This window comes from Candidatus Tachikawaea gelatinosa (assembly GCF_000828815.1).
In the GTDB taxonomy this organism is placed as follows: Bacteria; Pseudomonadota; Gammaproteobacteria; order Enterobacterales; family Enterobacteriaceae; genus Tachikawaea; species Tachikawaea gelatinosa.
Genome location: NZ_AP014521.1, coordinates 391,392 through 408,081, shown reverse-complemented (window position 1 = coordinate 408,081; position 16,690 = coordinate 391,392). Strand labels below are relative to the sequence as shown.

At 28.8% G+C, this 16,690-nt stretch carries 11 protein-coding genes; 9 read left to right on the top strand and 2 right to left on the bottom strand.

Annotated features, from left to right (window positions below):
* The first annotated feature begins 61 nt into the window (after positions 1–61).
* The 9 genes from tuf to rpoC all read left to right on the top strand — a co-directional run bounded on the left by tuf (position 62) and on the right by rpoC (position 13,232).
* Positions 62–1,246: an elongation factor Tu gene (tuf, locus tag TGUWTKB_RS01895; protein ID WP_041062952.1), complete on the top strand. Its 1,185-nt coding sequence runs from the start codon at positions 62–64 to the stop codon at positions 1,244–1,246.
* A gap of 81 nt (positions 1,247–1,327) precedes the next feature.
* The gene (gene secE, locus TGUWTKB_RS01890) at positions 1,328–1,714 is read left to right on the top strand and encodes a preprotein translocase subunit SecE (RefSeq protein ID WP_041063039.1); all 387 of its coding nucleotides are present in this window, start codon (positions 1,328–1,330) and stop codon (positions 1,712–1,714) included.
* A gap of 3 nt (positions 1,715–1,717) precedes the next feature.
* Positions 1,718–2,263 carry a transcription termination/antitermination protein NusG gene (nusG, locus tag TGUWTKB_RS01885; protein WP_041063036.1) on the top strand — a complete coding sequence of 182 codons (546 nt, stop codon included), beginning with the start codon at positions 1,718–1,720 and terminating at the stop codon, positions 2,261–2,263.
* Positions 2,264–2,315: 52 nt separating this feature from the next.
* A complete protein-coding gene (gene rplK, locus TGUWTKB_RS01880) occupies positions 2,316–2,747 on the top strand; it encodes a 50S ribosomal protein L11 (RefSeq protein WP_041063033.1) in 432 nt (143 codons plus the stop codon).
* Between the two features lie 2 nt (positions 2,748–2,749).
* Positions 2,750–3,454 (top strand): 50S ribosomal protein L1, encoded by a 705-nt coding sequence (rplA, locus tag TGUWTKB_RS01875; protein WP_041063030.1) that lies wholly within the window; start codon positions 2,750–2,752, stop codon positions 3,452–3,454.
* A 231-nt stretch (positions 3,455–3,685) separates the two neighbouring features.
* Positions 3,686–4,177 carry a 50S ribosomal protein L10 gene (gene rplJ / locus TGUWTKB_RS01870; protein ID WP_041063027.1) on the top strand — a complete coding sequence of 164 codons (492 nt, stop codon included), beginning with the start codon at positions 3,686–3,688 and terminating at the stop codon, positions 4,175–4,177.
* A 73-nt stretch (positions 4,178–4,250) separates the two neighbouring features.
* A complete protein-coding gene (gene rplL, locus TGUWTKB_RS01865; RefSeq protein WP_041063023.1) occupies positions 4,251–4,622 on the top strand; it encodes a 50S ribosomal protein L7/L12 in 372 nt (123 codons plus the stop codon).
* Between the two features lie 269 nt (positions 4,623–4,891).
* Positions 4,892–8,926, top strand: coding sequence for a DNA-directed RNA polymerase subunit beta (rpoB, locus tag TGUWTKB_RS01860; protein ID WP_041063020.1), 4,035 nt, complete (start codon positions 4,892–4,894; stop codon positions 8,924–8,926).
* A gap of 70 nt (positions 8,927–8,996) precedes the next feature.
* Positions 8,997–13,232 (top strand): DNA-directed RNA polymerase subunit beta', encoded by a 4,236-nt coding sequence (gene rpoC / locus TGUWTKB_RS01855; RefSeq protein WP_041063017.1) that lies wholly within the window; start codon positions 8,997–8,999, stop codon positions 13,230–13,232.
* Between the two features lie 335 nt (positions 13,233–13,567).
* Here rpoC and purD read toward each other — a convergent pair whose 3' ends face one another.
* Together purD and purH are read right to left on the bottom strand one after the other, a co-directional pair.
* Positions 13,568–14,848 carry a phosphoribosylamine--glycine ligase gene (gene purD, locus TGUWTKB_RS01850; protein WP_041063014.1) on the bottom strand — a complete coding sequence of 427 codons (1,281 nt, stop codon included), beginning with the start codon at positions 14,846–14,848 and terminating at the stop codon, positions 13,568–13,570.
* Between the two features lie 26 nt (positions 14,849–14,874).
* Complete coding sequence (gene purH, locus TGUWTKB_RS01845; RefSeq protein WP_041063012.1) at positions 14,875–16,440, bottom strand: bifunctional phosphoribosylaminoimidazolecarboxamide formyltransferase/IMP cyclohydrolase; 1,566 nt, start codon at positions 16,438–16,440, stop codon at positions 14,875–14,877.
* Positions 16,441–16,690: the final 250 nt, after the last annotated feature.

Sequence of the window (16,690 nt, the reverse complement as noted above, 5' to 3'; positions counted from 1 at the left end):
TAATTTATAAGAAAAATTATAGTTAATAATTAAGAATCTCTATTTTTTAGAGGATAAAGTTATGTCTAAAGAACAATTTCAAAGAAATAAAATACATATTAATGTTGGAACGATAGGTCATGTAGACCATGGTAAAACTACTTTAACTTCAGCAATAACTACAGTTCTTGCAAAAAAATACGGTGGACAAGCTCGTGCATTTGATCAAATAGACAATGCACCAGAAGAAAAAGCAAGAGGTATTACTATCAATACTTCTCACGTTGAATATGAAACGATGAAACGGCACTATGCTCATGTAGATTGCCCTGGACATGCTGACTACGTAAAAAACATGATAACAGGGGCTGCTCAAATGGATGGTGCGATTTTAGTTGTTGCTGCAACAGATGGTCCAATGCCTCAAACAAGAGAACATATTTTGCTTGCCAGACAAGTTGGAGTTCCTTATATTATTGTTTTTTTAAATAAATGTGATGCAGTAGATGATGAAGAACTATTAGAACTGGTAGAAATGGAAGTAAGAGATTTATTATCACAATATGATTTTCCAGGAGAAACTGCTCCTATAATACGTGGTTCTGCACTTAAAGCTCTAGAAGGACAACCTGAATGGGAAGAAAAAATAATTAAACTATCAGAAATACTAGATAGTTATATTCCTAATCCAGAACGTGCTATTGATCAACCTTTTTTACTACCTATAGAAGATGTATTTTCTATTTCTGGTCGTGGTACAGTCGTTACTGGTCGAGTAGAACGAGGAATTGTAAAAGTAGGAGATGAAATTGAAATTATCGGTATCAAAGATACTGTTAAATCTATTTGTACAGGAGTAGAAATGTTTAGAAAGCTTCTTGATCAAGGACAAGCGGGTGAAAACGTAGGCGTCTTGTTAAGAGGAATAAAAAGAGAAGACATTGAAAGAGGACAAGTATTAGCAAAGCCGAGTTCGATTACACCTCACACTAAATTTGAAGCAGAAGTTTACATTCTTTCCAAGGATGAAGGAGGACGTCATACTCCATTTTTTAAAGGATATCGTCCACAATTTTATTTTCGTACCACTGATGTTACTGGTTCAATAGAATTATCAAAAGATATTGAAATGGTTATGCCTGGTGATAATATTAAAATGATTGTGAATTTAATTCATCCCATTGCGATGGATAAAGGTTTAAGATTTGCAATTCGAGAAGGAGGACGTACTGTTGGTGCAGGTGTGGTTGCAAATATTATCGACTAATTGAAAACTATGATTAGTATTTTATAATTTTTTTATAATAAGTATAATTTTTTATATTCAAATAAATTTTATAGGAAATCTATGAATGTGAATACTGACGCGAAAAAGAATAAACGCCACAGTATAGAAATCATAAAATGGATAGTTATTGTTGTTCTTTTGATATTAGCAATAATAAGTAATTATTATTATAGAAGTACTTCTTTAGTCATGCGTTCTTTAACGCTCTTTTTTTTCATGACTTTTTCAAGTATTATTTTTCTTTTTACAAAAAAAGGAAAAAAATTTGTATTCTTTTTAAAAGAAGCAAAAAAAGAAATATATAAAATTTCTTGGCCAACTCATAAAGAAACTTTTAATATTACACTAATAGTAATAGTGATTACTATTTTAACATCATTAATTTTATGGGGATTAGACAGTTTTTTAGTGCGTGTAGTTACTTTTTTTACTAACTTGAGATTCTAAAAAATGTCAAAAATTCTAAGAAAACGCTGGTTCGTAATACAAACTTTTTCTGGATTTGAAAATCGTGTCGTGCAATCACTACATGAACGTATTAAATTAAAAAAAATGGAAGAAATGTTTGGTGATATTGTTGTTCCAACAGAAGAAGTTGTTGAAATAAAATTAGGTCAACGTCGTAAAAGTGAAAGAAAATTTTTTCCAGGTTATATTTTAGTTCAAATGATTATGAATGAGATTAGTTGGCATTTAGTACGAAATATTTCACGTGTTATGGGTTTTGTTGGTGGTACTTCTGATCATCCATCTCCTATTAGTGATCAAGAAGTAGAAAAAATAATTAATAGGTTACAAAAAGCTGGAGATAAACCAAGACCAAAAAGATTATTTGAACCAGGAGAAACAATACGGGTAAATAATGGTCCTTTTGCAGATTTTAATGGAATAGTTGAAGAAGTTGATTATGAAAAAAGTCGTTTAAAAGTTTCAGTTTCTATTTTTGGTCGTGCTACTCCAGTAGAGTTAGATTTTAGTCAAATAGAAAAAAACTAATGAATAATAATCATACTTAATGAATATCAATATAAACTGAAAGAGAATTTTTATGGCAAAAAAAATACAAACTTATATAAAATTACAAATACCTGCTGGTATGGCTAATCCTAGTCCTCCTGTTGGACCTGCATTAGGTCAAAAAGGAGTGAATATTATGGAGTTTTGTAAAGAATTTAATAAAAAAACTGAACATTTAGAAAAAAGCATACCTATTCCAGTTATTATTACTGTATACAATGATCGTTCTTTTAGTTTTTTAACAAAAAATCCACCTGCATCAATTTTATTGAAAAAAGCAGCTGGTATTACAAATGGTGCTAAAAAACCAAAACAAGAGCAAGTAGGTAAAGTTAATCGTTTACAAATACGTGAAATTGCGGAAAAAAAAATTTCAGATATGAATAGTAGTGATTTGAATTCAGTAATAAAATCAATAGAAGGCACTGCACGTTCTATGGGTTTACTTATAATGGATAACTAATAATGATTAAGTTAACAAAACGCATGCGCGATATTCATAAAAAAGTTGATTATTCTGTTCAGTACGCAATTGATGATGCTATTTCACTTCTTAAAGATACTGCTTCAAATAGATTTGTAGAAAGCGTTGATATAGCAGTTAATTTAGGTATTGATTCACGTAAATCAGATCAAAATGTTCGCGGTTCAAGTTTTTTACCTCATGGTTTAGGTCGAACAACACGAATAGCTGTTTTTGCTGAAGGAAATAATGCAGATTTAGCAAAATCAGCAGGAGCTGATATAGTGGGAATGGAGTCTTTGTCTAATCAAATAAAAAAAAATGAAATAAAATTTGATGTATTAATTGCATCTCCTGATGTTATGAGTATTGTTAGCGGTTTAGGACAAATTTTAGGTCCAAAAGGGTTAATGCCTAATCCTAAATTAGGTACTGTGACTAATAACCTGAAAGAAACTATTAAAAATATAAAATTAGGACAAGTAAGGTATCGTAACGATAAAAATGGTATAATTCATGCAACAATTGGAAAAATTAATTTTGATATTAATAAAATTAAAGAAAATTTAGTATCTTTATTGAAATCTTTAAAAAAAAATAAACCAAGTAATTCAAAAGGTACTTTTTTTAAAAAGATAACTTTGTCTACTACTATGGGTGTAGGATTAATGGTTGATCAAAATAGCTTAAATCTATCAAAAAATTAATTTTTATTTAAAAAATTTTTTATTTTAAAAATTAATCTATTTTTATAAATTTTATAAATAAAATTTTATATAAAAAATTATATAATAGCTATTATGATATTTTTTAAAGAATCAATCTAATTTATTTGATTCTTAGGTTCTATTGATTATATTTTTACATATCTATATTTTATATCAATAGATTAGTTAGATCATTAATAAATTCTAACCAAAATCTAGGAGCAAAATCTGATGGCATTAAATCTTCATGACAAACAAAAAATTGTTGTTGAAGTAAGCAAAGTCGCCAAAAAAGCGTTATCCGCAATTATTGCAGATTTACGTAATATCAATGTTGAAAAAATTAATGAATTACGAAAAATCAGTCGAAAATCAAATGTGTATATACGAGTTGTTCGTAACACACTATTAAACCGAATAATTATTGGTACTCAATTCGAATCTTTAAAATCAAAACTTTTTGGTCCCACTATTATTGCTTATTCTATGGAACATCCAGGATCAGCTGCTAGAATCTTTAAAGAATTTGCAAAAAATAATACACAATTTCAAATAAAAGCAGCATGTTTTGAAGGAAAGTTGATTACAGCAGAGAATATTGATGAATTAGCAATGCTGCCAACTTATGAAGAAGTATTAATAAAATTTTTATTTATTATACAAGAGATTTCAATAGGAAAATTTGTCAGAACATTATCTGCTATTCGAGATATAAAAAAATAAAAATCTCAATTCCTTTCTTTTTATCATTGCTAAACATATATTTTACTTATCGTAACTCTCAGGATTAAGTGTCATGTCTAACATCACTAAAGATCAAATTTTAGAAACTATTGCTAGTATGTCAATAAATGAAATATCAGAATTGGTTACTGCTATGGAAAAAAAATTTGGTGTTTCTGCTTCTGCTCCTATGTCTAATGCAAGTAATAATACGAACGAAAAAATCGAAGAAAAAACAGCATTTGATGTTATGTTAAAAGCAATTGGACCAAATAAAATTGCAGTTATCAAAGCAGTTCGTAGCGCAACTGGTTTGGGTTTAAAAGAAGCTAAAGATTTAGTTGAATCTGCTCCAATAGTTATTAAAGAAGGACTTAATAAAGATGATTCATCTGCATTAAAAGCAATTTTAACTGAAGCTGGTGCCGATATTGAAATTAAATAACAAAAATTCAACATCTTTTTTTATAAAAAATTAATTGCTGGTGATTATATAAAAATAAATCACCAGCGTTTTTATGTTAAATTTATTATTTGACTATTGTTTATGGTTCCTTAGATTTTTCGAAAAATAAAAAATTATTTACTAACTAAAACATTAATTATTTTACATCAAATATTCTTTTCTTTTCAGAAGAAAAGAATAATTTTAAAACACCGTCTGATTAATCAAACGGATAAGATAAGTTAACTTTAATTTAATAAAGGAATCCTATGATTTACTCCTATACTGAGAAAAAAAGGATTCGTAAAAATTTTGGAAAACGTCCCCAAGTTTTAGACGTCCCTTATCTTCTTTCTATTCAATTGGATTCTTTTCAAAAATTCATTGAAAAAGATCCAAAAGGTCAATATGGATTAGAAGCTGCATTTCTTTCAATTTTTCCAATTAAAAGTTATAACGGTAATTCTGAATTACAATATGTTAGTTATCGTTTAGGAGAGCCTGTTTTTGATGTACGAGAATGTCGTATTAGAGGGGCTACATATTCTGTACCTCTTCGGGTAACTTTACGTCTTGTAATTCATAATCGTGATATTATAAGTCATTCAAAAAAAGAAATAAAAATTCAAGAAGTATATATGGGTGAAATTCCTATTATGACTGATAATGGTACATTTGTTGTTAATGGAACTGAAAGGGTAGTTGTTTCTCAGTTACATCGTAGTCCTGGGGTATTTTTTGACAGTGATAAAGGAAAAACTCATTCTTCTGGAAAAGTTCTTTATAATGCTCGTATTATTCCTTATAGAGGTTCTTGGTTAGATTTTGAATTTGATCCGAAAGATCATTTATTTGTTCGTATTGATCGTAGAAGAAAGCTACCAGTAACAATTCTTATGCGTGCATTAGGCTATACGAGTGAAGAAATTATTGATATATTTTTTGAAAAAGTAAAATTCGAAATATGTCAAGATAATCAATTAAAAATGCAGCTATTACCAGAAAGATTACGCGGAGAAACAGCATCTTTTGACATTCAAGTTAAAAACAAAGTGTATGTAGAAAAAGGACGCCGTATTACTGCTCGTCATGTGCGAGAATTAGAAAAAGATCAGATAGATCATATAGAAGTTCCAGTTGAATATATATTAGGCAAAGTTTCTGCAAAAAATTATATTGAAAAAAAAACAGGTGAAATAATTTTATCAGCAAATTCTAGTATTTCTTTAGAAATTTTTAATAAATTAAAATCAGTGGGTTATAGCATTATTGAAATAATTTTTACTAACGATCTTGATCATGGATCTTATATGTCAGATACATTACGTATTGATCCTACAAATGATAGAATGAGTGCTTTAGTCGAAATTTATCGTATGATGCGTCCTGGAGAACCTCCTACGAGAGAAACAGCTGAAAATTTATTTAAAAATCTTTTCTTTTCAGAAGAACGTTATGATTTATCTGCTGTTGGACGTATGAAATTTAATCGATCTTTGCAACGAAAAACTATTGAAGGTTTAGGCACGTTAAATAATATCGATATTATCGATGTCATAAAAAAATTAATTGATATTAGAAACGGAAAAGGTGAAATTGATGATATTGATCATTTAGGAAATCGTCGTGTACGTTCTATAGGAGAAATGGCTGAAAATCAATTTCGTATTGGTTTAGTTCGTGTTGAAAGAGCAGTGAAAGAAAGATTGTCATTAGGGGATTTTGAAAATTTACTACCTCAAGATATGATCAATGCTAAACCTATATCTGCAGCTATCAAAGAATTTTTTGGTTCAAGTCAATTATCACAATTTATGGATCAAAATAATCCATTATCTGAAATAACACATAAACGTCGTATTTCTGCATTAGGACCAGGTGGTTTAACTCGAGAACGTGCAGGATTTGAAGTTCGTGACGTTCATCCTACACACTATGGGCGTGTTTGTCCTATAGAAACTCCAGAAGGTCCAAATATTGGCTTAATAAATTCTTTAGCAGTTTACGCTCAAACTAATGAATATGGTTTTTTAGAAACACCTTATAGACGTGTAATAAATGGTAAAGTATCTAGCGAAATTCGTTACCTTTCTGCTATTGAAGAAGGTAATTACGTTATAGCTCAAGCAAGCGCTAAAATGGATGATAATAGTTTTTTTGTTGATAATTTATTAATATGTCGTCATAAAGGAGAATTTAACTTATTTAATCGTGATCAAATTAATTATATGGACGTTTCTACTCAACAAATCGTTTCTGTTGGTGCATCTTTAATTCCATTTCTTGAACATGATGATGCTAATCGTGCTTTAATGGGAGCAAATATGCAACGTCAAGCCGTTCCAACACTAAAAGCTGACAAACCATTAATTGGTACTGGTATGGAACGTGCTGTAGCAATTGATTCCGGTGTAACATTAATAGCAAAAAGAGGAGGCATTATAAAATTTGTTGATTCATCAAATATCGTTATTAAAGTTAATGAAAATGAAATATCTCCTGGTGAAGCAGGAATTGATATTTATAACTTAACAAAATATATTCGTTCTAATCAAAATACTTGCATAAATCAAAAACCATGTATTTCTTTAAACGAAATAGTTGAGCGTGGTGATGTTTTAGCTGATGGTTCTTCCACCGATCTTGGGGAATTAGCACTAGGACAAAATATGCGTGTAGCTTTTATGCCTTGGAATGGTTACAATTTTGAAGATTCTATATTAGTTTCTGAAAGAGTGGTGCAAGAAGATCGCTTTACTAGCATTCATATTCAAGAATTAGCTTGTATATCAAGAGATACTAAATTAGGAGCTGAAGAAATTACAGCTGATATTCCAAATGTAGGTGAATCTGCATTAGCTAAATTAGATGAAAGCGGTATTGTTTATATTGGAGCAGAAGTAATTGGTAGCGAAATTTTAGTAGGAAAAGTCACTCCAAAAGGAGAAACACAACTCACCCCAGAAGAAAAACTTTTACGTGCTATTTTTGGAGAAAAAGCTTCTGATGTGAAAGATTCTTCATTAAGAGTACCTAATGGGGTATCAGGTACTGTAATTGATGTACAGATTTTTACTAGAGAAGGAGTTCAAAAAGATAAAAGATCTCTTGCTATCGAAGAAATGAAACTCAATAAAATTAAAAAAGAACTACTTGAAGAACAAAAAATATTAGAAATAGGTCTATTAGATCGCATAAAACATATTTTGATTAAAAATTCAATAAAACTTGATACGATAATAACTAATTTTCCTTCAGATGAAACAATAAAAAAAAACATTAAAAATATTAAAGAACTACAGAATGTTCAACAATTAATAAAACAATATCACGATATAAAAAAAGAATTTAAAAAAAGATTAGAAGTACAAAGCAAAAAAATAGTTCAAGGGGATGATTTAGCTCCAGGAATATTAAAAATTATAAAAGTCTATCTTGCTGTAAAACGTCAAATTCAACCAGGTGATAAAATGGCTGGTCGTCATGGTAATAAAGGAGTAATATCTAAAATTAATCCAATAGAAGATATGCCGTATGATAAAGATGGAATTCCAGTTGATATTGTTTTAAATCCATTAGGTGTTCCTTCCAGAATGAATATTGGACAAATTTTAGAAACTCATTTAGGAATGGCTGCTTACGGTATTGGAGAAAAAATTAACAAAATTTTAAAAGAACAACAAAAAGTAATAAAATTACGAAAATTTATTCAACGTGCATATGAATTAGGAAATAATATCAGACAAAAAATCAACTTTAATTCTTTTTCAGATAATGAAATTCTTCAATTAGCTAAAAATCTACGAAAAGGTTTACCAATTGCCACACCAGTTTTTGATGGTGCAAAAGAAAACGAAATAAAAGAATTACTAAAATTAGCTGATTTGCCTACTTCAGGTCAAATAAAACTTTTTGATGGACATACAGGAGAAGAATTTGAACGTCCTGTTACAGTTGGCTATATGTATATGTTGAAACTTAACCATTTAGTAGATGATAAAATGCATGCACGCTCTACCGGTTCATATAGTTTAGTTACTCAACAACCTTTAGGTGGAAAAGCACAATTTGGTGGTCAAAGGTTTGGTGAAATGGAAGTTTGGGCACTAGAAGCATATGGTGCAGCATATACACTACAAGAAATGTTAACTGTTAAATCTGATGATGTTAGTGGTCGTACTAAGATGTATAAAAATATTGTAGATGATCGTCATCAAATGGAACCAGGTATGCCAGAATCTTTTAATGTTCTTTTAAAAGAAATTCGTTCTTTAGGTATTAATATTGAATTAGAAGATAATTAAAATTATTTATTTTTTATATGTTGATTTATTATTAAAATTAATAAAATTAAACTCCGAATGGAACTAATCAGTGAAAGACTTAATTAAGTTTTTAAAAGCACAAAACAAAAATGAAGAATTTAATGCAATAAAAATTGCTTTAGCTTCACCAGATATGATCCGATCTTGGTCTTTTGGAGAAGTAAAAAAACCAGAAACAATTAATTATCGTACTTTTAAACCAGAACGAGATGGTTTATTTTGTGCAAGAATTTTTGGACCAGTAAAAGATTATGAATGTTTATGTGGAAAATATAAAAGATTAAAACATAGAGGAGTAATTTGTGAAAAATGTGGGGTAGAAGTAACGCAAACAAAAGTACGCAGAGATCGTATGGGACATATTGAACTTGCTTCTCCAACTGCTCACATTTGGTTTTTAAAATCCTTGCCCTCACGTATTGGTTTATTATTAGATATGCCGTTACGTGATATAGAACGTGTTTTATATTTTGAATCTTATGTTGTAATAAATAGTGGAATGACTAATCTTGAAAAATGCCAAATTCTTACTGAAGAACAATATCTTGATTCTTTAGAAGAGTTTGGTGACGAGTTTAGCGCAAAAATGGGTGCTGAAGCAATACAAGATTTATTAAAAAATATTGATTTGAAACAAGAATCGCAAACTTTACATGAAGAACTTATTGAAACTAATTCAGAAACTAAAAGAAAAAAAATAGCTAAACGTATCAAAATATTAGAATCTTTTATTTATTCTGGAAATAAACCTGAATGGATGATTCTTGCAGTTTTACCTGTTCTTCCTCCTGATTTAAGACCTCTAGTTCCATTAGATGGAGGACGTTTTGCAACCTCTGATCTTAACGATCTATATAGACGCGTAATAAATCGTAATAATAGATTAAAACGTTTACTAGATTTAGCTGCACCAGATATTATAGTTCGTAATGAGAAACGTATGTTACAGGAAGCTGTAGATGCTTTATTAGATAATGGGCGTCGTGGACGTTCAATTACTGGTTCTAATAAGCGACCTCTAAAGTCTTTAGCAGATATGATTAAAGGTAAACAAGGAAGATTTCGTCAAAATTTATTAGGAAAACGTGTTGATTATTCAGGACGTTCTGTTATTACAGTTGGTCCGTATTTACGTTTACATCAATGTGGTTTACCAAAAAAAATGGCTTTAGAACTTTTTAAACCATTTATTTATGGAAAACTTGAATTAAGAGGTATAGCTACAACTATTAAAGCAGCTAAAAAAATGGTTGAAAGAGAAGATGCAATAGTTTGGGATGTTTTGGATGAAATTATTAAAGAACATCCTGTTTTGCTTAATCGTGCTCCAACTCTTCATCGTTTAGGTATACAAGCATTTGAACCAATTTTAATAGAAGGAAAAGCTATACAACTTCATCCTTTGGTATGTGCTGCTTATAACGCTGATTTTGACGGTGATCAAATGGCCGTCCATGTTCCGTTAACATTAGAAGCACAATTAGAAGCTCGTGCTTTAATGATGTCTACTAATAATATTCTTTCTCCAGCAAATGGAGAACCTATTATTGTACCATCACAAGATGTAGTATTAGGTTTGTATTATATGACACGTGAAAAAGTTAATGCACAAGGAGAGGGTATGATATTAAATGGATCGAAAGAAGCAGAACGTGTTTATCGTATGCATATAGCTGAGTTACACGCACGTGTTACAGTACGTATTAATGAATATAAATATATAGCAAATAGTAAATCTTTTTTAAAAACAAAAAAATTAGTAAAAACTACTATAGGTCGTGCAATTTTATGGATGATTGTTCCTAAAGGTTTACCATATCATCTAGTAAATCAAACTTTAGGAAAAAAAGATATTTCTAAAATGTTAAATACTTGTTATCGTATTTTAGGATTAAAATCTACCGTTACTTTTGCTGATAAAGTAATGTATACCGGATTTAGTTACGCAGCACGTTCAGGAGCTTCTGTTGGAATAGATGATATGGTTATACCTCATAAAAAAACAAGTATTCTTTTCGAAGCTGAAAAAGAAGTAAGAGAAATTCAAAAACAGTTTCAATCTGGATTAGTAACTGCTGGTGAAAGATATAATAAAGTTATTGATATTTGGGCTTCTGCAAATGAATGTGTAGCATCAGCAATGATGAAAAATTTTTCTAACGAAATAGTGATCAATGCTAAAAAAGAAAAAGAAAAACAAGTTTCTTTTAATAGTATATTTATGATGGCAGATTCTGGTGCACGTGGTTCAGCTGCTCAAATTCGTCAACTAGCTGGAATGCGTGGTTTAATGGCAAAACCTGATGGATCAATTATTGAAACACCGATTACTGCTAATTTTCGTGAAGGATTAAACGTCTTACAATATTTTATTTCAACACATGGTGCAAGAAAAGGATTGGCAGACACAGCGTTAAAAACTGCTAATTCTGGTTATTTAACTCGCCGTTTAGTTGATGTTGCACAAGATTTAGTTGTTACCAAAGATGATTGCGGTACCCACGAAGGCATTATGATGACACCGTTAATTGAAGGTGGAGATGTAAAAGAATCTTTAAGAGAACGTGTTTTAGGAAGAATGACTGCAAAAATTGTTGTTCATCCAATTAATCATAAACATGTTCTCATTGAAAGAAATGTTTTATTAGATGAATACTGGTGTGATGTTTTAGAAAAAAATACTATTGATAGCGTTTTTGTAAGATCAGTAGTTAGTTGCGAAACTAGTTTTGGAGTTTGTGCTTATTGTTATGGTCGTGATTTAGCGCGAGGGCATATTATTAATAAAGGTGAAGCAATAGGAGTAATCGCTGCACAATCTATTGGAGAACCTGGAACACAATTAACTATGCGTACTTTTCATATAGGAGGTGCTGCTTCAAGATCTGCGGCTGAATCAAGCATTCAAGTAAAAAATAAAGGGAAAATAAAACTTATAAATGCTAAATCAGTTATCAATTCTGATGGAAAATTTGTTATTACTTCTAGAAATGTTGAATTAAAAATGTTAGATGATTTTGGTAGAACAAAAGAAAGTTATAAACTTCCATATGGTGCTATTATGGAAAAAGGTGATGGAATGCATAGTTATGCAGGTGAAATTATTGCTAATTGGGATCCTCATACTATGCCAGTGATTAATGAAGTAAACGGTTTTATTAAATTTGTAGATATGATTGATGGTCAAAGTATTGTACGTCAAACTGATGAATTAACTGGATTATCTTCATTAGTTATTTTAGATACATCAGAAAGAACTGCTTTAGGTAAAGATCTTCGACCTGCTCTAAAAATTGTTAATGATCTGGAAGAAGATATATGTTTTACTGGATCAGATATGCCCGCTCAATATTTTTTACCTGGAAAAGCAATTGTTCAATTAGAAAACGGTTCAAAAATTAGTGCTGGTGATACATTAGCAAGAATTCCTCAAGAATCAGTTGGAACTAAAGATATTACAGGTGGATTACCAAGAGTTGCTGATTTATTTGAAGCACGTCGACCAAAAGAACCAGCAATTTTAGCAGAAATTAGTGGTTTAATATCTTTTGGAAAAGAAACGAAAGGAAAAAGAAGATTAGTTATTACTCCATTGAACAATGATGAACCATATGAAGAAATGATTCCAAAATGGCGTCAATTAAATGTTTTTGAAGGGGAGCGTGTAGAAAAAGGTGATATAATTTCTGATGGACCAGAATCACCTCATGACATTTTACGTTTAAGAGGAGTACATGCAGTTACACGATATGTTGTTAATGAAGTACAAGATGTATATCGTTTTCAAGGCGTAAAAATAAATGATAAACATATTGAAGTAATTGTACGTCAGATGTTAAGAAAAGCTACAGTAATTAGTTCAGGTAATTCTAGTTTACTTGAAGGAGAACAGGTAGAAGTTTCTCGCGTAAAAATTCTTAATAAAGAACTTAAAGAAAACAATCAAGTACCAATCACTTATAAACGAGATTTATTAGGTATTACTAAAGCATCTTTAGCAACTGAATCGTTTATTTCTGCAGCGTCATTTCAAGAAACAACTAGAGTTTTAACTGAATCAGCAGTAGCTGGAAAATATGATGAGTTAAGAGGTTTAAAAGAAAACGTTATTGTTGGTCGTTTAATTCCTGCAGGAACAGGATATTCATATCATAAAAATAGAAAAAAACGTAGATTAAACAAAGAAAAAAAATCTTTTACAAAACAACCAATAACTGTCGACGAAGCATCAAGTAATTTATCTGAATTGCTTAACGCTAATATTGCTATAGATAAGCCTGAATAATAAAAATAACAGAACCCCCCTGTTCAAGGGTTCTGTTAATAAATAGATAAAAGTTTAATATAATCTTATAATCCTGTACAAAACACTTTTATTACTCATATGTTTTATTGAAAAAAATTAGTAGATATAAAATTTATTTTTATAAAAATCTAGTGCTTATTAGTAATATAAAATTATAACTTTAATTTAACATTATAAATTAATTTATAATAATTTTTACCAAAATTTTAGTTATTTTTCATATAATATTTAGCAAAAGTTAGATTTTTACTGAAATAAAATTTTATTCATTTATTAAATACTCATTTTTTATAAATAAAATTTTTTAAAAAATATTAATTTTTAATTATACGAAATCCAATATCTCTTCTAAAAAAACTGTTTTCCCAATAAATTTTTTTTAAAAAAATATCAACGTTTTTTTTTGCTATTATAATATTTTTTCCTAAAGCTGTAACACATAAAACTCGTCCTCCAGTAGTTACCAATAAATTTTTTTTATTTATCATTGTACTGGAATGAAAAATCTTTATATCATTAGGGGTTTTTTGAGGATATCCTTGAATAATTTCACCAACATGAACTTTATTTGGATAGTCCCTACTTGCAATAATAGTACAAATTGCTACTTTATAATTCCAAACTAAAAATTTTTGATAAAGATTATGGTTAATAGCTTCTATTAATATTTTTAATAAATCTGAACGAAGTCGTATTAAAATAACTTGAGTTTCAGGATCACCTAATCGACAATTAAACTCTACTACTTTTGAATAACCAAATTTATTAATCATTAAACCTATATATAAAAAACCAGTATAAAAAATTTTTTCTTTACGTAATCCTTTAAGAGTAGGTGTTAATATATTTTTTATAATATTTTTATAAATTTTTTTTGTTACAAAGGGTACAGGAGAATAAGCTCCCATACCTCCGGTATTTGCGCCAGAATCGTTCTCTCCAATTCTTTTATGATCTTGACTCATTGCTACAGGAAGAAAAACCTTACCGTCAATTATACCAATAAAACTAACTTCTTCTCCCAAAATAAATTCTTCTATAAGAATTATTTTGCCAGCATTACCAAATATTTTATGAACCATGATTTTTTCAATTGTATTTTTTGCTTCATGAATTGAATGAACAATCATTACACCTTTTCCAGCAGCTAATCCATCTACTTTTATAACAATAGGGCAACGTATCTTTTCTACAAAATTTATAGCAGATTTTGGTTCATCAAAAAACTTATAACGAGCAGTGGGAATTTTATATTTTAATAGAAATTTTTTTCCAAATAATTTAGAACTTTCTAGTTGTGCAGCTTTTTTAGTAGGGCCAAATATTTTTAAACCATGTTTAACAAAAGCATCAACGATACCCATATTTAGTGGTATTTCTGATCCTACGATAGTTAAATGTATTTTTTCTCTTTTTGCAAACATAACTAGTGCGTTAATATTTGTTACAGGAATATCTATATTAAAAATTTTTTTTTCTAATTGAGTCCCTCCATTACCCGGAGCAATAAAAACTTTTTTTGCTAAATATGATTGTTGTATCTTCCATGCTAAAGCATGTTCTCGGCCACCGTTACCAATAATTAAAATTTTCATTTCTATATTTGTATTTTATTAAAATATCAATGTTTAAAATGACGAATATGTGTAAAAATCATAGAAATATTATGTTCATTTGCAGCATTAATTATTTCATTATCTCGTATAGAACCCCCAGGTTGTATAATACAAGTGATACCAAAAGATGCTGCCAAATCTATACTATCTCTAAAAGGAAAAAAAGCATCAGAAGCCATAATTGATTTGTCAAAATTAAAACCTGCATCTATTGCTTTTAAATTTGCAATCTTTATAGAAAAAACACGACTTGTTTGTCCTATACCAATACCTATTGTTTGTAAATTTTTAGCACAAACAATAGCATTAGATTTTACAAATTTTACTATTTTCCAAGAAAAAAAAGCGTTTTCTATTTCATAATCGCTAGGTTTTTTCTTAGTTACTATATTAATATCATTAAAATTTATTTTTTTATTATCAATATCTTGAATTAAAATACCTCCATTAACTTTTTTATAATCAAATGCTTCTGCAATATTATTATCTGTCCAAAATCCATAAACTAATAAACGAATATTATTTTTTATTTCTATAATTTGTTTGGCTTCTTTAGTTAAACTAGGTGCAATAATAACTTCAACAAATTGTTGTTTTAGAATGCATTGTGCAGTTTCTTTATCTAATTCTCGATTAAACGCAATTACCCCTCCAAATGCTGAAACGGGATCTGCTAAATAAGCATTTTTATAAGATTCTAAAATTGTTTTCCGTGTTGAAACACCGCATGGATTCATATGTTTAACAATTACGCAGGTAGGTTCTAAAAATTCTTTTACACATTCTAATGCAACATTAACATCTGAAATATTATTATAGGAAAGTTTTTGTCCTTGAACTTTTTTTGCTGTTACTATAGAAGGCAAAATATAATTTTTCTCTATATAAAGTGCAGCTTTTTGATGAGGATTTTCACCATATCTAAGATCTTGTTTTTTTGAAAAATTTAAACTAAAATCCTGGGGAAATTTTTTACTATTATTGATCGAATATAAATAATTTGAAATATTATAATCATAATTTGCAGTACATTGAAAAGCTTTTTTAGCAAATTCAAAACAAACATCTTGTTTTATAAAATTGTTAGAATCTATTTCTAACATAATTTTATCGTAATCGTTACAATTAGTTACTACTAATACGTGTTCATAATTTTTTGCTGCAGCACGAATTAGGCTCACACCACCAATATCAATATTATTTATTATATTTTCTAGAGTAGATGTTTTAATTTTACTTATTTGTGAAAAAGGATAAAGATTCACTATAACCATATCGATTGGAATAATAGAATATTTTTTTATGATATGATCGTCATAACCTTTTCTACATAATATTCCTGCATGTATTTTAGGATGTAACGTTTTTACTTTGCCATTTAAAATTTCAGGAAATTCTATATATTTAGAAATTTCTTTTACTTTTAAACCTTTTTTTTTTAAGTAAGAAAAAGTACCACCAGTTGACATTAAATTAATATTTTTTTTAAAAAGAAAATTTGAAAGTTCAAAAATATTTTTTTTATCAAAAACACTAATTAATGCATTACGTATTCTTAATATTTTTTTCATATTATTCTCATATTATATAATAAATTTATTATAAATAAAAATATAACAGATTTATAAAAATCTTACCAAAATAATAAAAATAAATTGACTCTTTAAAAAGAGCGTGTAATATAAGTTGTTTATATTTAAATAATCTAATATTTTGTTCTTTTATAATTAACTAAATAATTTGTGTGGGCATTTTTCAAGGAAATATCTTCATAAAAACAGATATTTTTAATGCATGTTAAAGTTACGTTATATAGTAAGT